The 24313-nt window shown below is 29.1% G+C and carries 27 protein-coding genes; 15 read left to right on the top strand and 12 right to left on the bottom strand.

What is annotated here, in order from left to right; all coding sequences use genetic code 11:
• Nucleotides 1–10 precede the first annotated feature (10 nt).
• Genes ahcY through ABXT39_RS06165 form a run of 4 tightly spaced genes read left to right on the top strand, consistent with a single transcriptional unit; the run spans nt 11 to nt 3397 of the window.
• Nucleotides 11–1297 (top strand): adenosylhomocysteinase, encoded by a 1287-nt coding sequence (gene ahcY, locus ABXT39_RS06180; protein ID WP_415278118.1) that lies wholly within the window; start codon nt 11–13, stop codon nt 1295–1297.
• The gene (gene tsaE / locus ABXT39_RS06175) at nt 1281–1742 is read left to right on the top strand and encodes a tRNA (adenosine(37)-N6)-threonylcarbamoyltransferase complex ATPase subunit type 1 TsaE (RefSeq protein ID WP_415294857.1); all 462 of its coding nucleotides are present in this window, start codon (nt 1281–1283) and stop codon (nt 1740–1742) included. Before ahcY ends, tsaE begins: the two co-directional genes overlap by 17 nt.
• On the top strand, nt 1743–2708 hold the full coding sequence (locus ABXT39_RS06170) for an aminoglycoside phosphotransferase family protein (RefSeq protein WP_415294856.1): 966 nt from the start codon (nt 1743–1745) through the stop codon (nt 2706–2708).
• Nucleotides 2705–3397, top strand: coding sequence for a sugar phosphate nucleotidyltransferase (locus ABXT39_RS06165; RefSeq protein ID WP_415294855.1), 693 nt, complete (start codon nt 2705–2707; stop codon nt 3395–3397). Before ABXT39_RS06170 ends, ABXT39_RS06165 begins: the two co-directional genes overlap by 4 nt.
• Here the strand turns inward: ABXT39_RS06165 and ABXT39_RS06160 are convergent.
• Nucleotides 3383–4099 (bottom strand): 2,3-bisphosphoglycerate-dependent phosphoglycerate mutase, encoded by a 717-nt coding sequence (locus ABXT39_RS06160; RefSeq protein WP_415294854.1) that lies wholly within the window; start codon nt 4097–4099, stop codon nt 3383–3385. The two genes, ABXT39_RS06165 and ABXT39_RS06160, sit on opposite strands and share 15 nt — an antisense overlap.
• Before the next feature lie 49 nt (nt 4100–4148).
• Between ABXT39_RS06160 and ABXT39_RS06155 the strand changes: the two genes are divergently transcribed.
• Both ABXT39_RS06155 and ABXT39_RS06150 read left to right on the top strand, forming a co-directional pair.
• Nucleotides 4149–4538: a hypothetical protein gene (locus tag ABXT39_RS06155; RefSeq protein WP_415294853.1), complete on the top strand. Its 390-nt coding sequence runs from the start codon at nt 4149–4151 to the stop codon at nt 4536–4538.
• Nucleotides 4525–5124, top strand: a complete 600-nt coding sequence (locus tag ABXT39_RS06150) for a lytic transglycosylase (RefSeq protein ID WP_415294852.1) — start codon at nt 4525–4527, stop codon at nt 5122–5124. The genes ABXT39_RS06155 and ABXT39_RS06150 overlap by 14 nt, the downstream gene beginning before the upstream one ends.
• Here ABXT39_RS06150 and ABXT39_RS06145 read toward each other — a convergent pair.
• From ABXT39_RS06145 to msrA, 4 genes are read right to left on the bottom strand one after another with little or no spacing between them, the layout of a single operon-like run.
• Complete coding sequence (locus ABXT39_RS06145; RefSeq protein WP_415294851.1) at nt 5121–8243, bottom strand: efflux RND transporter permease subunit; 3123 nt, start codon at nt 8241–8243, stop codon at nt 5121–5123. The genes ABXT39_RS06150 and ABXT39_RS06145 overlap by 4 nt on opposite strands.
• Nucleotides 8243–9112: an efflux RND transporter periplasmic adaptor subunit gene (locus ABXT39_RS06140; RefSeq protein ID WP_415294850.1), complete on the bottom strand. Its 870-nt coding sequence runs from the start codon at nt 9110–9112 to the stop codon at nt 8243–8245. Before ABXT39_RS06140 ends, ABXT39_RS06145 begins: the two co-directional genes overlap by 1 nt.
• Before the next feature lie 2 nt (nt 9113–9114).
• Nucleotides 9115–9927 (bottom strand): sulfurtransferase, encoded by an 813-nt coding sequence (locus ABXT39_RS06135; RefSeq protein WP_415294849.1) that lies wholly within the window; start codon nt 9925–9927, stop codon nt 9115–9117.
• 1 nt (nt 9928) lies between these two features.
• Nucleotides 9929–10372 carry a peptide-methionine (S)-S-oxide reductase MsrA gene (gene msrA / locus ABXT39_RS06130; protein WP_415294848.1) on the bottom strand — a complete coding sequence of 148 codons (444 nt, stop codon included), beginning with the start codon at nt 10370–10372 and terminating at the stop codon, nt 9929–9931.
• A gap of 35 nt (nt 10373–10407) precedes the next feature.
• Between msrA and ABXT39_RS06125 the strand changes: the two genes are divergently transcribed.
• Together ABXT39_RS06125 and ABXT39_RS06120 are read left to right on the top strand one after the other, a co-directional pair.
• Complete coding sequence (locus tag ABXT39_RS06125; RefSeq protein ID WP_415294847.1) at nt 10408–11292, top strand: DMT family transporter; 885 nt, start codon at nt 10408–10410, stop codon at nt 11290–11292.
• Nucleotides 11285–11920: a DNA-3-methyladenine glycosylase family protein gene (locus ABXT39_RS06120; RefSeq protein ID WP_415294846.1), complete on the top strand. Its 636-nt coding sequence runs from the start codon at nt 11285–11287 to the stop codon at nt 11918–11920. The genes ABXT39_RS06125 and ABXT39_RS06120 overlap by 8 nt, the downstream gene beginning before the upstream one ends.
• Here ABXT39_RS06120 and ABXT39_RS06115 read toward each other — a convergent pair.
• Nucleotides 11907–12203 carry a DUF1330 domain-containing protein gene (locus ABXT39_RS06115; protein WP_415294845.1) on the bottom strand — a complete coding sequence of 99 codons (297 nt, stop codon included), beginning with the start codon at nt 12201–12203 and terminating at the stop codon, nt 11907–11909. The two genes, ABXT39_RS06120 and ABXT39_RS06115, sit on opposite strands and share 14 nt — an antisense overlap.
• Nucleotides 12204–12231: 28 nt before the next feature.
• Here ABXT39_RS06115 and ABXT39_RS06110 point away from each other — a divergent pair, with 28 nt between their 5' ends.
• Entirely contained in the window at nt 12232–12768 is a 537-nt protein-coding gene (locus ABXT39_RS06110) for a phosphoribosyltransferase (protein ID WP_415294844.1), read from the top strand.
• 33 nt (nt 12769–12801) lie between these two features.
• Here the strand turns inward: ABXT39_RS06110 and ABXT39_RS06105 are convergent, their stop codons facing one another.
• Nucleotides 12802–14112, bottom strand: coding sequence for an NCS2 family permease (locus ABXT39_RS06105; RefSeq protein ID WP_415294843.1), 1311 nt, complete (start codon nt 14110–14112; stop codon nt 12802–12804).
• Between the two features lie 131 nt (nt 14113–14243).
• On the opposite strand from ABXT39_RS06105, the gene ABXT39_RS06100 reads away from it, so the two are divergent.
• Nucleotides 14244–14549: a hypothetical protein gene (locus ABXT39_RS06100; protein ID WP_415294842.1), complete on the top strand. Its 306-nt coding sequence runs from the start codon at nt 14244–14246 to the stop codon at nt 14547–14549.
• Nucleotides 14550–14559: 10 nt separating this feature from the next.
• Here ABXT39_RS06100 and ABXT39_RS06095 read toward each other — a convergent pair whose 3' ends face one another.
• Nucleotides 14560–16635, bottom strand: a complete 2076-nt coding sequence (locus ABXT39_RS06095; protein ID WP_415294841.1) for a S9 family peptidase — start codon at nt 16633–16635, stop codon at nt 14560–14562.
• Nucleotides 16636–16652: 17 nt separating this feature from the next.
• On the opposite strand from ABXT39_RS06095, the gene ABXT39_RS06090 reads away from it, so the two are divergent.
• Nucleotides 16653–17159, top strand: a complete 507-nt coding sequence (locus ABXT39_RS06090; RefSeq protein ID WP_415294840.1) for a J domain-containing protein — start codon at nt 16653–16655, stop codon at nt 17157–17159.
• Here the strand turns inward: ABXT39_RS06090 and ABXT39_RS06085 are convergent.
• Entirely contained in the window at nt 17156–18121 is a 966-nt protein-coding gene (locus ABXT39_RS06085; protein WP_415294839.1) for a glycosyltransferase family 9 protein, read from the bottom strand. The genes ABXT39_RS06090 and ABXT39_RS06085 overlap by 4 nt on opposite strands.
• 51 nt (nt 18122–18172) lie before the next feature.
• On the opposite strand from ABXT39_RS06085, the gene ABXT39_RS06080 reads away from it, so the two are divergent.
• From ABXT39_RS06080 to ABXT39_RS06070, 3 genes are read left to right on the top strand one after another with little or no spacing between them, the layout of a single operon-like run.
• Entirely contained in the window at nt 18173–19057 is an 885-nt protein-coding gene (locus ABXT39_RS06080) for a dihydrodipicolinate synthase family protein (RefSeq protein WP_415294838.1), read from the top strand.
• The gene (locus ABXT39_RS06075) at nt 19058–20248 is read left to right on the top strand and encodes a class I SAM-dependent methyltransferase (RefSeq protein WP_415294837.1); all 1191 of its coding nucleotides are present in this window, start codon (nt 19058–19060) and stop codon (nt 20246–20248) included.
• A 30-nt stretch (nt 20249–20278) separates the two neighbouring features.
• Nucleotides 20279–21487: a hypothetical protein gene (locus tag ABXT39_RS06070; RefSeq protein WP_415294836.1), complete on the top strand. Its 1209-nt coding sequence runs from the start codon at nt 20279–20281 to the stop codon at nt 21485–21487.
• A gap of 1 nt (nt 21488) precedes the next feature.
• Here the strand turns inward: ABXT39_RS06070 and ABXT39_RS06065 are convergent, their stop codons facing one another.
• From ABXT39_RS06065 to ABXT39_RS06055, 3 genes are read right to left on the bottom strand one after another with little or no spacing between them, the layout of a single operon-like run.
• A complete protein-coding gene (locus tag ABXT39_RS06065) occupies nt 21489–22031 on the bottom strand; it encodes a tetratricopeptide repeat protein (RefSeq protein ID WP_415294835.1) in 543 nt (180 codons plus the stop codon).
• Between the two features lie 43 nt (nt 22032–22074).
• Entirely contained in the window at nt 22075–22422 is a 348-nt protein-coding gene (locus ABXT39_RS06060) for a DCC1-like thiol-disulfide oxidoreductase family protein (protein ID WP_415294834.1), read from the bottom strand.
• Between the two features lie 3 nt (nt 22423–22425).
• Entirely contained in the window at nt 22426–22788 is a 363-nt protein-coding gene (locus ABXT39_RS06055) for a rhodanese-like domain-containing protein (protein ID WP_415294833.1), read from the bottom strand.
• A gap of 111 nt (nt 22789–22899) precedes the next feature.
• On the opposite strand from ABXT39_RS06055, the gene tldD reads away from it, so the two are divergent.
• Nucleotides 22900–24312, top strand: a complete 1413-nt coding sequence (tldD, locus tag ABXT39_RS06050; protein WP_415294832.1) for a metalloprotease TldD — start codon at nt 22900–22902, stop codon at nt 24310–24312.
• Nucleotide 24313 lies beyond the last annotated feature (1 nt).

Genomic DNA, 24313 nt, shown 5'->3' with positions numbered 1-24313 from the left:
AAAACCGGCAATGGATGATTTTAAAGTTAAAGACATATCGCTAGCAGACTTTGGAAGAAAAGAGATTTCAATAGCTGAAAGTGAAATGCCTGGTCTAATGGCATTAAGAGAAGAATATTCAGGAAAAGCACCTTTAAAAGGAGCAAGAATATTAGGATGTCTTCATATGACAATCCAAACAGCGGTTTTAATCGAAACTTTAGTAGAGCTTGGAGCAGAAGTTAGATGGTCTTCTTGTAATATTTTTTCAACACAGGATCATGCCGCCGCAGCAATAGCTAAAGCAGGAATACCAGTTTTTGCTTGGAAAGGTGAAACTGAAGAGGAAGCCGTATGGTGCATAAGACAAACAATTGAAGGTAAAAAAGACTGGAAAGCAAATATGCTATTAGATGATGGTGGTGATTTAACTGCAATGATGCATAGCGATTACAAAGATTTGTTAAAGGAAGTAAAGGGTGTTTCTGAAGAAACAACTACTGGAATTAAAGCATTAAATAAAATGGAAAAAGATGGATTATTAATGATACCAGCAATTAATGTTAACGATTCAGTTACAAAATCAAAATTTGATAACCTGTATGGTTGTAGGGAAAGTTTAGTAGATGGAATTAGAAGAGCCACAGATGTTATGATGTCTGGTAAAGTTGCAATTGTTGCAGGCTTTGGTGATGTTGGAAAGGGTAGTGCTGCGTCTTTAAGACAAAGTGGTGCAAGAGTTATGGTTACAGAAGCAGATCCAATTTGTGCACTCCAAGCAGCAATGGAAGGCTATGAAGTAGTTTTAATGGATGAAGCAATAAATAAAGCAGATATTGTCGTTACAGCTACAGGTAATATAGATATTGTTACTGCAGATCATATGAGAAATATGAAAGATAGAGCAATATTATGTAATATAGGTCACTTTGATAATGAGATTCAAGTAGAAGCCTTAAAAAATTATAAATGGACAGAGGTAAAACCAGAAGTTGACGAAATAGAATTAGTTGATGGAAAAAGAATCATTCTTTTGGCCAAAGGTAGATTGGTAAATTTAGGTTGTGCAACTGGACATCCAAGTTTTGTAATGAGTGCATCATTTACAAACCAAGTAATGGCACAAATTGAGCTTTGGGATAATCATAAAAATTATGAAAATAAAGTTTACGTATTACCAAAATCGTTAGATGAAAAAGTAGCTATGCTTCACTTAAAAAAAGTGGGTGCAAAACTTACAAAACTATCAAAAGACCAAGCAGATTATATAAGTGTTGAAACAGAAGGTCCATTCAAGCCAGATGCTTATCGCTACTAATAGCGAAAAAACAGATATCTCCCTAGAAGATAAAACATCTGAGCTAGCTAAAAATTTTTCAAGAATACTAAATAAAGGAGATGTAGTTTATTTTCATGGAGAAATAGGAGTGGGAAAAACAACATTTATAAGACACTTAATTAATAATCTTCAACAATTAAGTAAAATAAATTTAACAGAAGTTACTAGCCCAACATTTAACCTGGTAAATGAATATGATGTTGGAAATTTTATAATACAACATTATGATTTTTACAGGTTAACTGACTATAATGAGACAAACAATATTGGTTTATTTGAAAATAGAGAAGAAATGGTGACATTAGTTGAGTGGCCTGAGAAAATAAAAAAAAATATTGATAACAAAATTGATTTATTTTTTGAATATAATGATGATTTAAGCAAAAGGTATTTAACAATTAAGGGAATTAAAAATAAAAGATAAATGTTGCAAACTAATAATGAATTAAAAAAAATTAAAGGTGATGCATCATTTAGATCTTTTTATAGAAAGTTATCATCAAACAAAAAATCAATCATAGTTTTCGCCTCTAAGAAAAAAGAGAAAAACCTATTAATATACGATGCAATAAATAGTCTTCTAATTAAAAATAAAGTTTTAGCACCTAGGCTTTATAGTGAAAATTATAAAAAAAATTATATAGAAATCGAAGATTTTGGAGACGATTCAGTTTTTAGTCTATTAACAAAAAATAAAAACCAACAAGAAACTCTCTACAAGAAATCTATTAATTTACTTGGTCAGATTCAAAAAGTTAAACAAAATCGATCTAAAAACTTTAAAGGAAAAACTTATAAAATTCCAATTTACGATAATATTAAATTATTTGATGAGGCAAGTTTATTTTACAAATGGTATGCAAAAAAATTTGTAAAAAAAAATAAATTAATCGAGTTTAAAATTGATATAAAAAAACAAATTAAATTTTTATTAACACATCTTAATTCAAAAGAAAAAATTTTTGTTCATAGGGATTTTCATGTATCAAATTTAATGAAATTTAAAAACAAAATAGGAGTTATTGACTCACAAGATGCTTTAATTGGAAATAGGGCTTATGATTTAGCTTCCTTAATTGATGATGTTAGGTTTAAAACAGATAAAATATTTAAAGATAAAATTTATCATTATTATCTAAAATTAAATAAAAAAAGAGTTAATGAAGCTACTTTATTAAGTGATTTTGAAATATTATCCATTCTAAGAAACATGAAAATCATTGGAATATTTACAAGGTTAGCCATGAGAGATAAGAAAAAACAATACTTAAAATTAATTCCTTATGCTTGGAAATTAATTGAATTAAGAATTTCTAATAATAAAAAATTTGCTGAGCTCAAAAGTTTACTAGATCTTAATTTTTCAAAAAAAATAAGAAATGAGAAATGAAAATTAAAACTGCATTAATTTTATGTGCTGGTTATGGTAGGCGCTTAAACCCAATAACACTGACAACCCCGAAGCCTCTACTAAAGATACATGAAATAACCTTATTAGAAAATTGTATTAATTTGGTACATTGTTTAGGAATTAATAAAATTTTAATCAACACATTTTATCTTAGTGAAAAAATTGAAGAATTTCTTAAAGATAAGAAGTTTAATTTAGAAATTAAAATAATTAATGATGGCTCAAATATTTTAAACACAGGTGGTGGAATTTTAAATTTGATAAATTCATCTAATGAAACAGATTTTATTACATTTAATCCAGACACTGTATGGAGTCAAAATTACAAAAAATATATTGAAGATATGGAGAAGTTCTATTTTTTAAATAAAGTTAAAAGTATACTTTTATTAGCAAATGAAAACTTGAGTTTTGACAAAAATTTGAAGGGTGACTTCAATCTTAAAAAAAACATAATAAAAAAAGATGAACCTAATCATTTAATTTATACCGGATGCCAAATCTTGAATAAGAGTTTATTTAACCCATATGAGGTTAGCAATTTTTCAATTTCAAATATTTGGAATGAATTAATTAATAATAACGAGTTATATGGTTTTGAGAGTTTAGAAGACTTTAGACATTTAACAGATCTTAATATCTATAAACAGTTATTAAAAAACCAATAAGTCTTTAGCTCTATTTCGATCTAAGTAAGAACATTCTTTAATATTTTGTTTTGAATCTAGACTTATCAAAAGTGGGTTGCCCGTTGGTATTTCAAGTAATGTTATTTTTTGATTATCTAATTTAAATAAAAATTTGCATAGCGCTCTTATAGAATTCCCATGAGCTGAAATTAAAATATTTTGATCATTTTTTAGTTTCTCTTGAATTTCATCAATATAAAATTTCATTACTCTTTCATATGTATCTTTAAGCGATTCAGTGTCAGGAATATTTTTTTTTGGAATGTTTTTATAAATTTCAATATTTAATGGGTGATATGGATTATTTCTACTCAAGGGATCTGGCTTAATATCCCAAGACCTTCTAAAAGTATAGATTTTATCTTCACCAAGTTTTTTTTTCATTTCATCTTTATTTAGTCCAGTTAATGCTCCATAATGTCTTTCATTTAATTGCCAGGCTCTAATTGGTTCTCTTTTGTCTCTTAATGTGTCCTGGATAAGTTTTAGTGTGTTGATAGCTCTTAATTGAAATGAGGAATAAAAATGATTAATATCAATTTTAACTTCCTTGATGTGTTCACCAGCTTTGCAGGCTTCTAATTTCCCTTGCCCAGTGAGATCAACGTCTACCCAGCCTGTAAATCTTTTTTCTAGATTCCATTCGCTTTGACCATGTCTTACTAAAATTAAATGAGCCATTTGATCTATTCTGATAACTGATAAAAGAAACAAAATAAATAAGATTATTATGAAAAAACTAAAAATTTTTTTTAAAATAGGGTTTTATTTTGGAAACATTATATTGATAACTTTATATTTGTTTCCAGGTAGCATACTTGGATGGTTTTTATATAACGATCATCTAATACAGCCTCAAATTACTAGAGATTTTTTTATTTCATCAAATCATGTTTACGCTTTTATTCTACTTGCAAGTCTAGGAGTATTTTCTTTTCACAATACAAAAAAGATTAATTTTTTAAGTGTTTATTTGTTTCTATTATCAATTTTTTTAGAACTATTTCACATTATCACTCCAAATCGTGTATTTGAGATGGGTGATTTATTTGGAAATATTGTGGGTGTAATATTGGTAATACTTATCTATAAGATTGTAATCAGGTATGTCAAAACTTAGAAATTATTTTTTAATTTTATCAATTATTTTTATTACTAGCTGCTCCTCAGTACCTCAAAATACATCAAATAGTTGTTCAATTTTTAATGAAAGGTATCTCTGGTACAAGCATGCAAAAAAAACAGAGCAAAAATGGGGAACCCCAATTTATATTCAGTTAGCTATAATTAAGATGGAATCAGACTTTGATTGGTTAGCCAAACCAAAACGACAAAAACTATTTAAAGTTATACCCTTTAGGCGTCCATCAAGCTCTTTTGGTTACTCTCAGGCCGTAAAGGGAACTTGGGAACAGTACAAAAATGAAACAGGAAACAAACTTGCAACAAGAGCAAGGTTTAAAGATAGCGTAGACTTTATTGGCTGGTACACAGATAAAACAGAGTCTCTTTTAAAGATTTCCAAGAAAGATGCTTTTAGACAATATCTTGCATATCACGAAGGCTGGGGTGGTTATAAAAATTATAAGAATAATCAGAAAGTTATAGGTTTAGCTCGAAAAGTTAAAAAACAATCTGATAAATACAAATCACAATTACAAGACTGTCAAAAAAGATTAAATAACAATAAATATATTATTTTTTAATGAAGTTGTTTCTTTAACTCAATATCAACAGCATCTATTCTTTTTGTATTTTTTGCTAACACTAGATACATTGTTGGAGTTACATATAATGTAAAGAATGTTGATATAATCATTCCGCCTAGAATAGTAGCGCCCACAGCTAGCCTTGAAGCCTCACCTGCACCTGGTCCAATATTTCCTATAACTAAAGGCATCATTGCTATCATTGTACTTATTGATGTCATCATTATGGGTCTAAACCTTAATTGACAAGCTTCCTTAACAGATAATTCTATATTTTTTCCAGCCGTTCTTAACTGATTAGCATAATCAACAATTAGAATACTATTTTTAGTCGATATTCCAATTAGAATGACAAGGGCTATTTGTGAAAAAATATTAATAGAACTGTTCAAGAATAGGATAAAGACCAAACCTCCAAACAAAGCCAGTGGAACAGTTAACATAATAATAAATGGATGAATAAATGAATTAAAGGTTGCAGCCATTACTAGGTAGGCAGTTAGAAATGCTAATCCAAAAATAATAAACAGCTCGTTGCTAGTTTCTTTTATCTCTTCTGATTTACCCTTCCATGCAATTTGATTGGAAGATCCAATTTCTTCCATTGTTTCCTCTAAATATGCAATTGCCTCTGTAAGTGTATAAGATTCAGATATATTTGCAGATATTGTTACAGCTCTCTGTCTATTGTATCTTACTAATTTTTTTGCAGATCCTTTTTCACTAAATTCAACTAAATTTGCTAAAGAAATAAGTTTACCAGTGCTTTCTGATCTAACAAATATTTTAGAAAGCCCTTCTTGAGATCTTCTGTCGGCCAAGTATTGCTGAAGTATAATTGGATATTCTTTACCAAGTCTATTAAATTTCGTTACAGTTTTTCCACCATAAAGAGTTTCTAAAGTTTTTCCAATTGAGTCAGTAGATATATTTAAATCTTTAGCTTTGTTTTTATTAATTATCAGTTTGATTTCTGGTTTGTCTCTAGAATAGTCCGATTCTATTCTGGATAAGTTTTTATTCTGTCTTAATTTTCTAATAACTTTGGATTGTATTTCTTCTAACTCTTCGTAAGTACTACCCAATATAACCATTTGAACTGGTTTATTGTAGCTAGAAACCCTAATAGATTGAGGTGATATTGGAAAAGCTACAGTTTCCGGTACAGTCACAATTTTTCCAATTGCCTCTCTCATTATTGTTAGTGAACTTTTATCTCTTTCAGCCCATTTATCTAATAATGCAATTATTATAAAGCTGTTAAAAGAATTTTGGTTGCTGCCAAAGCCGGGCACTCTCATTATAAATCTCTTATATGGACTATCCTCAGCCTGAAGAAGTGTAATTAATCTTTTTTCAACATCTTCTGCTCTTTTTTCAGTATATTCAAAAGAACTCCCCTCATCTGTAAATCCAAGAACAAGATATACACCTCGATCTTCCATAGGCAACAATTCTTTTTTTGTAAAATGAAATAAAACACTAGAGATAACAATGGTGAAGACAATAAATGAAATAATAATTTTTTTCTTATTTAGCCAATAGTTCAATGTTTCTTCATAAAATTTTGATAATGATTTAAAAAACTTGTCAAATTTAGTAACTACAAGATTTTGCTTAGGTTCTTTCTTTAAAAATTTACTTGCTAACATGGGTGATAATGTAAGCGCAACAAAAGAGGACACCACAACTGAAAAAGATAAGGCAATTGCAGTTTCTCTAAATAACGTTCCTGCAATTCCATCTATAAAAATTAAGGGAATAAATACAGCAACTAGAATTAATGTTGTAGCAACGATTGCAAAACTAATTTGTTTTGACCCTTTATAAGCCGCAACCAAAGGGCTTTCTCCATTTTCAATTCTTCTATAAATTGCATCTGTCATAATGACTGAATCATCAGTGATTATTCCAATTGCCAGAATAAAGCTTAATAAAACAAAAATATTTATTGATAAACCAAATAAGTAAAGACCTAAAAAAGATGCTATCAAACTTACAGGTAATGCAACTGCTGGAACGATTACAGCTTTTATATTTCCCAAGAATAAGTAAATAATGATAACCACAAGTAAAAAAGCAATGATCAAAGTTTTGTATACTTCATCAATAGCAGTACCCACATATGTTGCTCTGTTAAAAGCTACTTCTATATTTAGATCGCCTGGTAATGTTTTCTTAACTTCATCTATTTTTTTACTTATTTCTTTAGAAAGTTCCACTGTTGAAGCACCACTTTTTGCATAAATACCAATTCCTACAGTTTTTAGATTTAAAGCATCCTTACTTTGTGCCTTGAAAAGATTTTTTTCTGAAACTGGACCGAACTCAATATTGGCAATATCCGCAAGTCTTACAATGCTATTTTGGTTTTTTTTTATAGGTAATGCTTTTAATTTTTCTATATCATCATATGATTTATCTAAATTTAATATTAAATCAATATTGTTAGCTTCAAGAGTGCCTGCTGGTAGACTTACATTTTCTTTTCTTATTGCTATCTCAACTTCTTGAATGGTCAAATTGTAAGCTGCAAGTTTAATTGGATTTATCCAAACTCTAACACTTAAATCTCTTAAACCACCAGTTCTAATAGTTCCTACGTTCTTAACACTCGAAAATTGATCTACTAAATATCTCTCAACATAATCTCCAAGTTCTAAATCACTCCAAGTTGCAGAAGATACAGCTAGCCACATGGTGGTTGAAAACCCTGCTGATTGTTTAAGTATTTGAGGGGCATCAGCTTCACTTGGCAATCTATCAACGATTCTTGCTACTCTTTCTCTTATATCATTGGCTGCATTATCTAGGTTAATGTCAGTATTAAATTCAACATTAATTGAACTACTTCCATTTTCTGATGTTGAGTTAATATTTTTTACTCCCTCTACTCCACCAATTACATCTTCGATAACTTGAGTTACCTCTTGATCAATTATAGGAGCTGAAGCAGACTTATAGTCTACTTTAATTTGAACCACAGGAGGTTGTAAGCCTTCAGGCAATTCTCTTACAGGCAACTGTGAAAAAACAAATATACCAAAAACAATTAATATAAGAGACATTACCCACGCAACAACTGGTCTTCTTATACTTACATCAGTTATAAACATTATTTTTTAATAGGTTTTATCTTGCCTCGAGGTCTAACTTTTTTTAGTCCTTCGGCAACTATAGTCTCTCCCTCATTAAGACCAGAGATTATCTCAATAAATCCACCACCTCTTATTCCAATTTCTATTTCAGTTTTATTTGTAATATTGTCTTTTGAAACTTTATAGACGTAAGTTTTGCTTCCCTCTACCATCATACTAGTATCAGGTATTGCAAGAGAATTTCGTTCGTTATAATTAATAATAACCTCTAGAAGAGAGCCTGGAATTAATTCAGAGTTTTCATTTTCAATTATAACCCTTGTAAGCAAACTTCTTGTTTCGGCATTAATCCTGCTTGAAACAGCATAAACTTTTCCACTATATATTTTATTTTTGCTACCTGAGAATTGTGCCTTAATGGGCAAATCTTTTTTTATGAATGCTGCAAAAGTTTCAGGAATTTTTAGGTCAGAATATATAATCGAGTTATCATCTAAAGTTATAATAATTGAGTTATCTGAACCAAGAATATCACCAGTAATACCTCTGTATCCAAGAACACCATTAAAAGGTGCTATAATATTTCTATCTTTAAGCTTAACAATTAGATCACCTTTTTTTACATAATCTTTAAGGATTAGTTCAGATGTTAAATTATCTCTTTTAATTCTAAAAGATTCAGCTCTCTTTGATACTGCTGTACCGAAGCTTTCAATATTTTCTGAAAAGTTTTTGTAAACTACCTCTTTAACTATCACTCCAGGTGGAGGTCTTTTGCTGAATTTTTTTTTAAAATGATTACCAATCATTGTTCTTCCAACAATCACTATTGTGATTATTAAAAAAAAAGTAATGATTGCCGTAGTAATTTTTGTCGATCTTTTCATGTTTAATTATTCCCGTACTCACTCCATGAGCCATCATAAATTGTTGGCTTATATTTAATGTCTATTATAGAATAAGCAAGAGCCAAAACTGAAGCGGTAACTCCAGAACCACATGTAAAAACTACATTTTTATTAGGTTTAATTTTAATCAATTTAAATTTATCAAGAATTTTTTCTTTAGAAATAAATGTGTAATCTTCATTAATAAGCTCAGAAAAAGGTAGGCAAAAAGAGTTTTTTATAGATCCACTTCTTAACCCTTTTCTTGGTTCAGGAACCTTACCCTCAAACCTCTCTCTACTTCTTGCGTCAATAACTTGAAACTTATTTAAATTAATATTTTCATCAATTTGTTTTTTATTTTTTACTAATCCTTTTTTTTCATTAGCTGTATAATTAGAGCTAATAGTATTTGTTAAATTATTAAATGTTGGTTTTTTTTCATTAATCCATTTTTTTAAACCTCCATCCAGTACATGAACCAAACTTGGGTCGTGACCAAAGTAAATAAAATTATACCAACATCTACATGAGCTGATTACATCTGAATTATCATAGATGACTATCTGCGCATCATTTTTAATCCCCATATTGGAAACAATACCCTCCCATGACTTAGCATCTATTAACATATGAGGTAGATCAGTATCTTTTTTAGAATTTTTAACTAAATCAAAAAAGATTGCATTTTTAATATGTTTATTTTTATATTCATCAAAACCATTGCGTTGTGTTTGAGGCATGTGCCATGAGCAATCAATAATTTTAACTTTATCTAAATTTTTTTCTAGCCAATTTGTATTAACTAAAGACATATTATCTTTTTTCCAAATATCTCTGATGGTATTCTTCTGCTGGACAATAATTTTTTAATAAAGAAGATTTTGTTACAACATTTCCAGATAATTTTAAATTTACTTTTTTTATAATATTTTCAGCAATTTCTTTTTGCTTGTCACTTAAGTAAAATATTTCACTTCTATATTGTGTCCCAAAATCTGGTCCTTGTGAATTTAATGTTGTTGAGTCATGAATTTCAAAGAAGAATTCTAAAATTTTTTCATAAGAGATAATTTTAGGGTCAAAATCCAACTTAACAACTTCTGCATGATTTGTATTACCAGTGCATACCTCTTTGTAAGTGACTGCTTCGCTGTCACCTCCACAATAGCCAACTTCAGTTTTAATAACTCCTTCAAGTTTACTAAACTTAATTTCTGGTCCCCAAAAACATCCTAATCCTAATACTGCTATTTCCATTGATTATCCTTTAATTTAATTTACAAATTATTACTATGCTAACTAAAAATCAATTAGGTTTTCTGTACATGTTTCTATCTGTATGCACCTTTTCTATTATGGATTTGCTTGTAAAGTGGTCAAGTGACTACCCAACTGGTGAGGTTTTATTCTTTAGGGGCTTTTTTGGTCTGTTGCCTACATATTTTTTGATACCAAGAAATAAATTAAGAACTTTTTACACAACTAAAAGATCAAAAGAACATTTATTCAGATGTCTCATGGGTTTAATGGCTTTAATAGCAATAGTTGTTGCATTAAGAGAGCTTCCTTTAGCAGTCGTTGTTAGCCTATCATATGCAGCACCATTATTTATTACTGTGTTATCAATTTTTTTACTAAGTGAGAAAGTGGGTATTTTTAGATGGTTAGCAGTTTTAATAGGATTTGTAGGTGTTATTATAATTGCAGAACCAGGCTTTAAGGGCATGAATTATCTCTATTTTTTCCCACTAATATTTTGTATTGGGATGGCTTTTGTAACTATTACAATTAGAAAGCTGTCTACAACAGAACCTATTTGGCTTATCTCAATTTTTTTTACAATTACTATTTCAATTGCTGGCTTGGCTACAATTCCAATGGGATGGAAAATGCCAAATTTTCAAGATTTTATCCTTTTAGTTTTAATTGGAGTAACAGGAGGTTCTGCAAATTTATTTTTAACTCAATCATATAAACTTTCTGAAGTATCTTTAGTGGCACCATTAAAATATCTAGCTCTGGTGTTTGCTATATTTTTTGGTTATTTCATTTGGAATGAGATACCAACTATAAAAACACTAATTGGTGCATTACTTGTAGTTTTTGCATCTCTTATAATTTTTAGAAGAGAAATTTATCATAAACAAAAAATACCATCTACCATTAGACATGAATAAAAAACCAAAATATTGGAATATTGCAAAAAAATATTTATCTAATAAGGACAAAGTGATGTCTTTGTTAATTGAAAAATATAAATCTCCCTCAGAAGCTGTGCTAACTTCTAGAAAGGATATATTTTTTTCATTATGTAAAAGTATAATTGGTCAACAAATTAGTGTTGTTGCTGCTAATTCTATATTTTCAAAATTTCAAAAAAAATGTAAGAATAAAATAAATGCTAAAACTATTTCTGAACTATCCGCTGCTCAGATAAAAAGTTGTGGATTAACTAAACAAAAAGTTAAAGGGATAAAAAGTTTAGCAAAACAAATATTAGATAAATCATTCAATCCTAGATTAATACCCAAGATGACAGACGAAGATGCAATTATTTATCTATCCCAATTAAGACAAATTGGAAGATGGTCAGCTGAAATGATTTTGTTATTTACTTATAATCGATCAAATATTTGGCCTATACAAGATATTGGCCTTTTAAGAGGAATTTCAAAAAATTATAAAAAAAAATATTTACCACCTGAATCTTATGTAAGATTATTAAACAAAAGATTCAGTCCATACTGCTCAGTTGCAACTTGGTATCTATGGAGAAGTATTGATCCAGAACCTATTCAGTACTAAAGCCTTCAATAATTTGTAAGTTTCGTTCAGTAGTGTCTTTTGCTAAAGCCCAACCATCTTGATATTCCTTAGAATCATGGCATTTCATAGCTTGTTCGTGATTAGGAAATTCCCAGATTACAGTTCTTGGGTATGTTTCACCTTCTAAAGTTTTAAATTTTCCACCTCTTACTAAGGGCTTTCCTCCATAACTCTTTATTATTTCAGTAACTTTTGATCCATAATTTTTTATATTTTCTTGGCTATCTATTCTTTTGTATAAAGCAATCCAGTAAGCTTTCATTATTTCTCCTTTTTAAATAATTTTTTATATGATAATGAATTTTATGGCAGAAAAATTAATCATCACTTTCGATCAGTATACAAAAATTGTAGAAAAGTTAGCAATAGAAATTCACCACAATTATAAGCCAACAGTATTAGTGGGCATTATGAGGGGAGCAGCTCCAATATTAGATATTCTTTCTAGAGTTCTAAAATTACCTATAGCCTACATAGTTATTCAAAGTTACACAGGGAAAGGAATGGAAGACAAGCAAGGTCAATTAATGTTTGCTCGAGAAATTAGCTCTTTAGCTGAGAATAAAGATTTTGATAAAGTTTTATTAGTAGATGATTTGTCTGACACTGGATTAACTTTAAACAAAAGTATTGAGTGGTTAAAAAATTATGAGCCAACTAAAGATTATATAAATGAAGTCAAAACTGCATGTTTATGGAAAAAAAAATCATCCACATTTGAACCAGATTTTTGTCCAGTAAAACTAGATTCAGACCCATGGATTGTTCAACCTACTGAACATTATGAAGAGATGTCTATGGAAGAAATAATTAAGAAAAACAAATAGGGCTGGAATAATTCCAGCCCTAAAAATTATATTTTAAGCAACTGCAAAACTAACAACACTTAAGATTGCAATAACCCATATTGCTGGTGAAGTTGAAGAAAACTTACCAGTAAATAATCTGATTAATGCGTATGATACAAATGCTAAAGCAATACCATTACTAATACTATATGTTAACGGCATAGCAATCATAGCAAGAATAGCAGGGGCTGCTTCACCAATATCATCCCACTCAATATCAGTTATGTTTCTAACAAAAAGAACAGAAACAAATACTAAAGCCGCACCATCAATTTGCTTAGGTAAACTTGTTGCTAAAGGAGCAAAGAATATACAAGCTAAAAATAGTAGACCAATTACTAAAGAGGTCATTCCTGTTTTTCCACCAGCTTTTACACCAGCACCAGATTCAACATAACTTGTTACAGTTGTTGTTCCCATCATTGCACCAGCTACAGTTCCAACACTGTCAGCCATCATTGCTTTTTCGATATCTTTAACTTTGCCATCTTTACCAACCTTACCAGCAACGTTTGCTACTGAAGTTAATGTTCCTGCAGTATCAAAGAAATCAACAAACAATAATGTAAATACGACAGTTGTCATACCAGCTGTTAATGCTGCTGATAAGTCAAAATCAAATAGATAAGTCATTGGAGGTGGTGAGCTTGCAATTCCATTAAATTTAGCAAGTCCAGTAGCCCATGCAATAATACTGAACAACAAAATACCAATAATGATATTCCCTTTAACTTTCATTTTTTCAAGGACAACCATTAAAATAAATGCAGCACAACCCAATAGAACAAGTGGATCACTCAAGTCACCTAATTGAACTAATGTTACTGGATTATCAACAACAACTTCCATGATTTGAAGTCCAATTATTGCTAGGAATAATCCTATACCTGCACCAATTCCTAATTTTAGACTTTTTGGAATTGAATTAATCAACCATGCTCTGATAGGTGTTAATGAAATTATTAAGAATAAAACTCCAGCAACCAGTACAGCTCCTAAAGCTTCTTGAGGTGTGTATCCCATTCCAGCACAAACACCAAATGCAACGAATGCATTAATTCCCATGCCTGGAGCCAAACCTATTGGCCATGTTTTTCCATAAAATGCCATTATGAAACAAGCAAGTGCAGTTGCAACAATCGTAGCGGTATACACTGCTCCAAATTCAAAGAAACCTTTTTCTGGTCCAGCAAATTCACCTGATAATATAAATGGATTTAAAAACATAATATAAGCCATTGTCAAAAATGTGGTTACACCCGCTATTACTTCTGTTTTAAAATCAGTCTTGTGTTTTTTATAGTCAAAATATTTTTCTAACATTGATCCTCCTAAGATTAAGCCTGACTAATATTAGATTAATTAAGAAAATACTCTTAAAAATCTAAGTTTATCAACATATTTCAACTTATAAGTTTATATTTATGCCATATTTTGGGTGTTATCATTAAAGTATGTGTAAAATAAAAATTACTTTTATAAGTTTATTTTTTTTAGTCTTTATTGCTGGCTGTCAAACAATCAAAGATAAAACAGATGTAATTGTTGAAAAAGAAAATGCTAAGTTAAGTGAATATATTGGAAAAACATCAGGCAACCTGCAAATGGAATTAGGCAAGCCAGATGAGGATTTTAAAAATGATAAAGGTAACTTAGAGCTTGTTTATAATACCAAAAAATATGGAATACTTTGTGAAAGAAGATTTGAAGTAGACTCTAATTCGATTGTGATTGGTTTTGTATCAAACGGTTGTTTCTAAAACTAAGAGACTAAATTTTTTCAGAAATTTTTAATGCAAATGCATAATCAAGTGCAATTTCTTCTATAGCTCCATCTCTACCAGATTTACCACCATGACCTGCGTTCATTTCAGTTTTTAAAAGTAATAAATTATTATCAGTTTTATATTCTCTAAGTTTGGCAGTAAATTTTGCGGGCTCATCAAATAATACCCTGTTATCACTTAAACTTGTTGTGATCAGTATATTAGGATAATCCATTTTTTTTATATTGTTATAAGGAGCATAAGAATAAATATAGTCAAAGTGATCTTTTTTATCTTTTGCATTTCCAAACTCATCAAATTCTCCAACTGTTAAAGGTAAAGAGTGATCTAAATTAGTTGTCAAAGAGTCGACAAAGGGTACAGCCATTATAATTCCTAGAAATAATTCAGGGGCTTGATTAACTACAGCACCCATAAGAAGACCGCCCGCAGAGCCACCCATACCTATTATTTTATTTTTTGAGGTATATTTATTTTCAATTAAGTATTTTGCAGAGGCAATATAATCCTCAAAAGTATTTTTTTTATTAAGCAGTTTTCCTTCTTTCCACCATTTCATACCTCTTTCCATGCCCCCTCTAATATGAGCTGTAACCCAAATGATATCTCTATTAATTAAACTTAATCTAGTAGTAGAAAAACTAGGGTTCATAGAACTTCCATAAGAACCATAACCATAAAGTAGTAATTGAGCACTTCCATCTAATTTAGTATTTTTATGTCTTGTAATTGTAAGAGGAACCAGTCTTCCGTCATGTGATTTACAGTCAACCCTTTCAACAATGTAGTCATCAGGATTATGACCAGAGGGGATTTCTTGTTCTTTAACTAATTTTTTTTCTTTCGTGCTTAAGTTATAAGAGTAAACTCTAGACTGTGTTTTAGGTGAAGAATAACTTATGTATATCTCGTCTGTATTTTTATCTCTTTGCATTAAAGATGCGCCAGGAACATATACAGTTTCATCAGAAAAAATTAGCTCTTCTTCTATTCCAGTTGTAATATTTTTTACAAATAATTTATCTAAAGCATCTGAAGTTTCAGATCTTATGATCCAATTTTTTAAAAATGTTAACCCTCCAATTAGAACCTCATCTTTTGAAGCAATAAAAGTTTTCCAGACTGGTTTTTCTAAACTATCACTAATGTCTATTTTAAAATCTTCAGCTTTTTCATTGGTATGATTGTAAAATTTACCATTCCAAGAATTAACGGAATAAAGAATCCCTCTTTGCCTTTTTTTTATTAATTTAGGCTTAGGATCTTTTTCATTAACATCGAAGTAATATTGCTCAGAAGTATTATGGTCTGAAGAATTGATAAAAAAGTATTTATCATCTGAGCTTAAACCAATCCCAACTGTAAAAGCTTCACTTTTTTCTTCAAAAATTAATTGATCCTCTTGAACTTTAGTTCCTAATTTATGTCTATAAATTTTTCTTGGTCTATGGTTTTCATCAAGCTTTGAATAAAAAATGTATTGATCATCTAAACTAAAAGTTATGCCACCTGATGTCTCTTCTATCTTATCAGTAACTAATTTTTTTGTATTTATGTCTCTAATATATATTGTGTAGTATTCAGAACCTTTAGTATCTAAGGAATATCCTAAATATTTATCATTAAAACTAACCTCTAAATCACCAACACCAAAATATTCTACATTTAGTTTTTCTTTTTCTTCATCACCATTCCAAATTTCTTCGATATTATTGGCACCAATTTTTTTTCTTAATTTGATAGAATAGTTTCCTTTGGTTGTTGTTTTTGACCAATATTCATAATCAAAATCTTTAAAGGGTAGAGATTCATCATCTAATTTTATTCTTCCTTTGATTTCATCAAATAATTTTTTTTGAATATTCTTTGTGTCTGATAAGTGAAAATCAGTATAAGAGTTTTCTTCTTCAAGATACGTTCTGACTTCAGGGCTTAATTTTTTATTATCCTTTAAAACTTCCAGGATGTCATCTTGATGTATCCAGCTATAATCATCTTCCCAACTAATATTATGACACGTTTTTATTTCTGGTTTTTTTTTAAGATGTGGTATTTTCATGGATACAAATTAAATATATGAATATTATTGTTTATACACTAGTTTTTTTAGGAATTATTTACTTTTTACTTAAATCAGTAGCCAGCATCTCATCAAAAAAAATATCAAAACATTTAAGAAAATTAATTTTTTTAGGTTTAATAATTTTGGCAATATTACTGTTGGTTGCAGGTAAGTTTTTATTAAGTATACCACTTACGTTGCTTAGCTTAGCTTTAGTTAAGTTAAAGGGGTTTTCATTATTTCAATTAATTGGCTTATTTAGACTGATACAAACACTCAGAAGATCTGGGAGATTTTCATTTAATCAAAATCAAAATGTTAAAAACTCTACTAAAATATCTTTAGAGGAAGCTTACAAAATTTTAAATTTAGACATAAAAAAAAATATTACTAAAAATGATGTTAAAAATGCGTATATAAAAATTCAAAAAAAAATACATCCGGATATTTCACCAGAGACTGCAAGGCTATCGACGATTGTAAATGAAGCTAAAGAAATTGTATTAAGAGATATTTCTTAGTTAAGAATTTTTTTTAATTGACCAAAAATTTTATCTGGATTAATTTTATCTTTACCCAGAGTATTATGTGTTACTGTATTTTCACCATCTGGAATAATTGGATACATTCTTGAACTATAATTCCCATATATCAATGGTGAGTCTGCCATTAAAACAATTGTTTTAATACCAAGCCCTGATGACAGATGACTAAAACTAGAGTCATTGCAAACAGAAGCGTCACAATTTTTAATTATTGGTAGGGTTTCGCTTATATTTAATTCATCTAAGGAAATACATTTGTCCTTAAATTCTGAATTAAGAATTTCTTTTAAAATTTTTTGTTCCTCTTTATTTTTGCCAGTAGCTAAGAAAAATCTACATTTATAAACATTAGAGATTAGACTCATAAGCTTTATAAATGTTGTAGCTGGAACTCTTTTGGTTGGACCCGACCCACCTATACCAAGTATAATATTTTTTTGATCATTATTATTTTTAAATTTTGATTTTATATCTTGTACAGATTTATCATTTATAAAAATTTTTGGATCACTATCTATATCTAAATTTAATTTTTGTTTTATAAATTTTTTTGCTGCATTCACTATATGTTGATTTTTTTTTTCAAATAATGGGTATTGATAAATGTTTTTAATGCCAGCAAATTTTGCAACTAAATAAAATCTAAGCGATGAGTTAAAAATAAAGATTTTATCAAAATTATGCTCTCCAAGTTCATTTGCTAAGTTTATAAATCCACTAAAACCACGATGTTTTGCTTCCTTGAGTTTATTACCTTGCTCAAGAATAATTATTTTTTCAATATTTTTATTATCTATTAAGAATTGTTCTGCTTTTGAACTTTGTTTAGCAAGAATGCTTACGGGTGTATTAAATTTTTTAGAAATAGCGTCTATAAAAGGCAAGTAGATTACCATATCTCCAATTCCCATTTTATTTTGCACTACTAAAATTTTCATTTAATACTTTATCATCTTTACTAAATTTTTTATTTTATATAAGTTTAGCATATGAGTAAAATTAAAGGCATTTATGCGGCATCAATGTCGGTATTTAATAGCGATTTAAGTTTAAATATTGAAAAGACAGTTAATCATGCTGAAAAAATAATAGATATGGGTTGCCATGGTGTTGCTATTTTTGGAAGCACAGGACAAGCACAGCTTATATCTATCGGTGAAAAAATTGGTTTATTAAATAAATTATCAGAAAGTAAATATAAAGAAAAATATTTAATTGGAACTGGACTTAATTCTTTAAACGAAACTATAAATTTAATGAAGGTTGCTAACTCTTTAAATTTTAGTTATTTTTTAATAATGCCACCTGCTTATTATAAGTATGGTGATAGTGAGGTAATTGAGTTTTATTCAAGAGTAGTTGATGCTGTACCAGACAGTAGAATTGTTTTATATAACTTTGAAAAGTTGTGTGGTTATAAATTTAGCAGTGAATGTGTTGAAGAGCTTGTTAAAAAGTTTCCAAAACAAATAGTTGGGGTTAAAGATAGTTCTTACAACTTATATGAAAATCTAAAGATTGATAATTTTTCTGTTCTACCAGGATCAGAGTCAAAACTCTTAAAAGGCTTAGAATTAGGTTGTACTGGAATTATTACAGCAACTTGCAATGTAACAGCAGGATTGTCTCGAAAGGTTTACGATGACTTTATTGAAAAAAAAGAACAAACAAAAAATGAAATGTTGTGTGATGTCAGAAATACTTTTGAAAAGTTTAATTTAATTTCAGGGTTACATTCTTTTATGTCTGATGAAAATAAAATTTATAAGAATGTTCTGCCCCCTGTTAGTATTTTAAATGAAAAAGATAAACTTCTATTAATGGAAGAACTTAATAAACTTAACTTCACACTGGGATCCTTAAAGGCGGCTTAAATGCAATTAGCAAGGTTTTTAAATAACATATTTAAAAATGATGGCTTCATACTAGTTGATGCTAATTCAAAAAATTACATTATAGGCTCTCCAAAAAAAAAAAAACCAATTACACTTAAGATTTTAAACAAGAAACTTCATTATAAACTGCTATTTCGCCCCGATCTATACTTTGGAGAAGCTTATTCAGATGGAGGTATTGTTATTGAAAATGGAACACTAACTGAATTTTTAGATTTAGCACTTATGAACATTGGAAGAGGAGAGATAAATTTTTTTAGTCATCTTATAAATAAACTGAGTGGCTCATACAGATATCTTACAAATTTTAATTTTATAAAAAAATCTAAAATGAATGTTTCTCACCATTATGATCTATCCGATGATCTATATGATTTATTTTTAGATAAAAAAAGACAATATTCTTGTGGATATTTTAAAAATGAGAATGACACACTAGAAGATGCTCAAAACAATAAGATACAACACATAATCAAAAAATTAAATATACGACCGAATCAAAAAGTTCTTGATATAGGGTGTGGGTGGGGATCATTAGCCATAGACATTGCTAAATCTACAAATTGTGAAGTAACAGGAATTACTTTGTCACAAAACCAATTAGATTATTGTTTAAAAAAAGCTAAAGAACTTAATTTAGAGAATCAGGTCACATTTAAGCTTATGGATTATCGACAATTAGATGAAAAATTTGATAGGATTGTTAGTGTTGGAATGTTTGAGCATGTGGGGAGAAAATTTTATAGAAAATTTTTTAGGCAAGTAGAAAAACTACTTAGTGATAATGGTATTTCTTTAGTTCATACTATTGGTTCTGTTAATCCACCAAGAGACCCACATCCTTGGATAACAAAGTATATTTTTCCAGGTGGATATACGCCAAGCTTAAGTGAGGTAACCACACCAATTGAAAAAGCAGGATTAGTAGTATCTGATATTGAAGTCCTCAAGCTGCATTATTCACACACATTGAGACATTGGAAGGAAAACTGCATAAAAAATAAGGAAAAAATTATTGAAATGTATGATGAAAGGTTTTTTAGAATGTGGGAATTTTACCTTGCTGGATGCGAAATTGCTTTCAAATGGGGTGATCAGGTTGTGTATCAACTCCAACTAACAAAGAGTTATACATCCACACCTATTACAAGAGACTATATTTATCATTAATATATTGATAAATCAAAACTTCCTTAAAGTATGAAAAAAATAAAAAAAAAGTCAGCTAAAAAAAAGTCAGCTAAAAAAAAGCCGATTAAAAAAATACCACTTAAAAAAAAGTCAGCTAAAAAAAAGTCAGCTAAAAAAAAGCCGATTAAAAAAATACCACTTAAAAAAAAGTCAGCTAAAAAAAAGTCGATTAAAAAAATACCAGTTAAAAAAAAGTCAGCTAAAAAAATATTTGTTAAAAAAAGTGCAGGCTTAATACCAACAATAATTGAACTTCAGCATTCTTTAAAACCAGAATTTAATATTAAAATCAATTTTAGTTTAGAAAAATATATTCAAGCTTTTTTTGATAGTATCGCTAATAAAATATCTGAATATAAGACATTAAAAGCTGAAGAAAAAAGAAGAAGACAACTTGAGGAAATTGAAAAAAATGAAAAAGAAAAATTACAAACTCAAAAACAAAAAGTAAAACAAGAAGAGGAACAAACTAAACTTAAAGAAAAAGCATTAAAAGAAGAAATTAAACTTGAAAAAGAAAGAGCAAGAGACATAAAGCTATTTTTGCGTAAGGAGCAAGCCCTACTTAGAGTTGAACATGCTGAAAGACAAAAACAATTTCTAAAACAATTACAATTAGAAAAACAGATAGAAAAATTTAGAATAAGAGAGATTAAAGAATTAGAAAAACTTGAAAAGATTTCATTAAAAGAAAAAAGAGATGATTATGCTGGTCTTCAAGCAAGAATAGAGAAATTAAAAAATAAATATAGAATTATACGAGATCAAAAAATTAGAGAAAGAGTAGAGGCTCTAGGAGTAAAAATTCAAGGTGATGAAGATAGGGAAACTTTACTTCAAAAAGAGAAAGACTATAAAATTGCGAGGCAGAAAATTGAGCTTTCTCTTGAAAGTTTTTATAGAAGTGCAAGCAGTTTAGTTTTTCAACTAAATAAAAGGCACATCACTAGACATATGTCCATTTTTAGATGTATTGACCAAAGATTTGAAACTGGAGAAATATTTATTAAATGGGACGAAGCACCAGATGAAGAGTGGCTGCTATTAATTTATATAAAAAATAATTCTCCTGATGAAGGAATAGTTATTGAAGATAAATCAGACCCTGAAAAAAATTCTTCTTATGAATTTAAATCAAATGAAATATTTAAAGCCTCCGATTTAATGGTTGACTCATTAACACAGTTAATTTCAAAAAAAAGAGCTAAAAAAGGTTAAATTAGATAGTATCTTCCTTAATCAATCTTTCAATCTCAGGTATTAGTTCACGACTTTTAAATGAGGGGTAGAACCTCAATGCTTGCTCAATACTTTTAATTGCTTTTTCATATTCTTGGAGTTTTATGAAAATTCTTGCTTGTCCTGATAAAGCCCCAAAGTGTCTAGGTTCTATATTTAAAACTTTATCAATATCATTTAATGAATTTGTAAACTGGCTCATTAAAAAATATACAGTTGCTCTTTTATTCCAAGCCTCTGACCAGTTAGGATCACTCTCCAATACATTACTGAAAACTTTTAATGCATAATTATAATCCCCATATTGCATCAGCTCTGTACCAAATTCTAATTTTTCAGTTAATTTAAAATCATCGGGATGCTCATTCCAAATAGACCAAATTTTTTTCTCTAATAAAGCGGCGCTTTTAGAATTATTAATAGTTTGAAGTTGGCCAAAAAGATTATTTAAAATATTTTTTTGAGAGGATTGAGCAGAAGAAATAAAACTAAATATAAATAAAAATAGTATAAAAATTTTCATAAATAAAATATATTTTATTCAGCAAATCTTCTCAACATAAAAACTATTTTAAAAGTTGTTTTTTATTTTTTAAAAATAAAAAAAATGCAATAATCTCATAAAAAAATGAAAATAAAGTAAAAATTATAGGAGTTTTAAAAAAACTATAAAGAAACTTGTATTTAGGAATTTTTTTCCACACTAATAAAAAAGCCTCTGCTCCTCCAATTACTTTCTCACCATCTTTAATATGAAGTCTACGTAAAAGGTTCTTAGCATTTCTTTGAGTCTCTATTTCTGCAGATTTATTATTTGTGATATCTACCCACTCTATGTCTTTAATATTTTGTTTTTTGTACAAGTTTATTTCAGTACGGCAAATTTTACATGAATTATTAAAATAAACTTTCATAATTTATTTTTTATTTTTCCAAGCTGTCATTCCACCAGTCATATTTTTTACATTTTTTATTCCCATTTCTTGCATAGTTTTAGTTGCAAGTGTGCTTTGACCACCAAGTCCACAAAAAATTATATATTCTTTGTCAGGATTTTTTTTAAACATTTCATTTTCTAAAGGACTGCCATCAGCAAGATAAAACTCTAATAAGCCTCTTTCTAAATTTACAGCGTTACCAATAGTCTCTGATTCAAAACTATTTTTATCTCTTACGTCTACGAATTGAACATTTGGGTCATTTAGTTTTTCTTTGGCTTCATTAACTGAAATATTTTGTATTTGAGTAGAAACGTTCATTAATTCATCAAATTTTTTCATTATATTGTCCTTTTTTTTTAATTTTTTCCTAAAATTATATAGAATCCGATAGATTGTATATGTGCGAAATACGACAATTGAAAAAATAATTATAACTATTACTTGTTATTTATGAGTGATTTTTTTACCAAAACTGATTTATCAAGAAAAGATGCAGAAAGTATTATTTCTGAAACATTAAATAATTGTGATGATGGTGAGCTTTACTTAGAAAATTCTAAAAGTGAATCTATTGTACTTGATGATGATAAAATAAAGAGTTCTAGTTATAGTTCTGATCTAGGATATGGCTTAAGAGCTGTAACAGGTGAAGTAGTAGCTTATTCTCATTCAAATGAAATTTCAAAAAAATCTTTAAAACAATCAGCTAGCAATCTAAGCTCAACTTTAAAATCTCAAAAGGGTATCTACAATCATGAAATTCAAAAAACTAATGAAAAATTTTATAAAGATATTAATCCGATAGAAGAAAAATCACTACAATCTAAATTGGATCTTCTCAAAGAAGTTAACAACTATACGAGAGCAAAAGGTGGAATAGTACAACAAGTCACTGCTAGTTTTGCAGGCGAGCATAAATCTATAGAAATTATAAGATCAGGAGGTGAGGTGTTAACAGATGTTAGACCTTTAATTCGTTTTAATGTTTCAGTCATGCTTGAGAAAGATGGAAAAAAAGAAACAGGAGTTTATGGAATTGGTGGAAGACAATCTTATGATGAATATCTTAAAGATGATAATTGGAAAAAAGTATGTGATGAAGCATTTAGAATTGCTTCAGTAAATCTTGAAAGTAAACCTGCGCCTGCAGGAGAAATGAAAGTTGTTTTAGGATCGGGCTGGCCAGCAATACTTATTCATGAAGCTATAGGACATGGTCTTGAAGGTGACTTTAATAGAAAAAAAACATCTGCTTTTCATAATTTAATGGGTCAAAGAGTTGCTAGTGAAGGCGTTACTATTGTTGATGATGGAACTCTTCATAACAGAAGAGGAAGTTTAACAATTGACGATGAGGGGACACCAACTGAAAAAACCATTTTAATAGAAAACGGTATATTAAAAAATTTTATGCAAGATCGACTAAATGCGAGATTAATGAATACGAGATCAACAGGTAGTGGTAGACGAGAAAGTTACAAACATGTTGTTCTTCCAAGAATGAGAAATACCATGATGTTAAATGGAAAATATTCTCAAGAAGAGATGATTAAATCAGTTGATAAAGGAATATTTGCGGTAAGTTTTGGAGGAGGACAAGTTGATATTACTTCAGGAAAATTTGTATTTAACTGTACAGAGGCTTATGAAATTATTAACGGTAAAATTGGATCACCTATTAAGGGGGCAACGTTAATTGGTGATGGTCCTTCAATTTTAAAAGAGGTTTCATTAGTTGGAAATAACATGATGCTTGACCCAGGTATTGGAACTTGTGGAAAAGCTGGGCAAGGTGTTCCAGTAGGTGTGGCGCAACCATCGATCTTAATTGACAAAATGACTGTTGGTGGAACTCAATTATAAA

The sequence above is a fragment of the Candidatus Pelagibacter sp. Uisw_113 genome, from assembly GCF_047717815.1.
Classification (GTDB): domain Bacteria; phylum Pseudomonadota; class Alphaproteobacteria; order Pelagibacterales; family Pelagibacteraceae; genus Pelagibacter.
The sequence above is the reverse complement of the archived record's forward strand: the minus strand, read 5'-3'. Positions and strand labels throughout refer to the sequence as shown.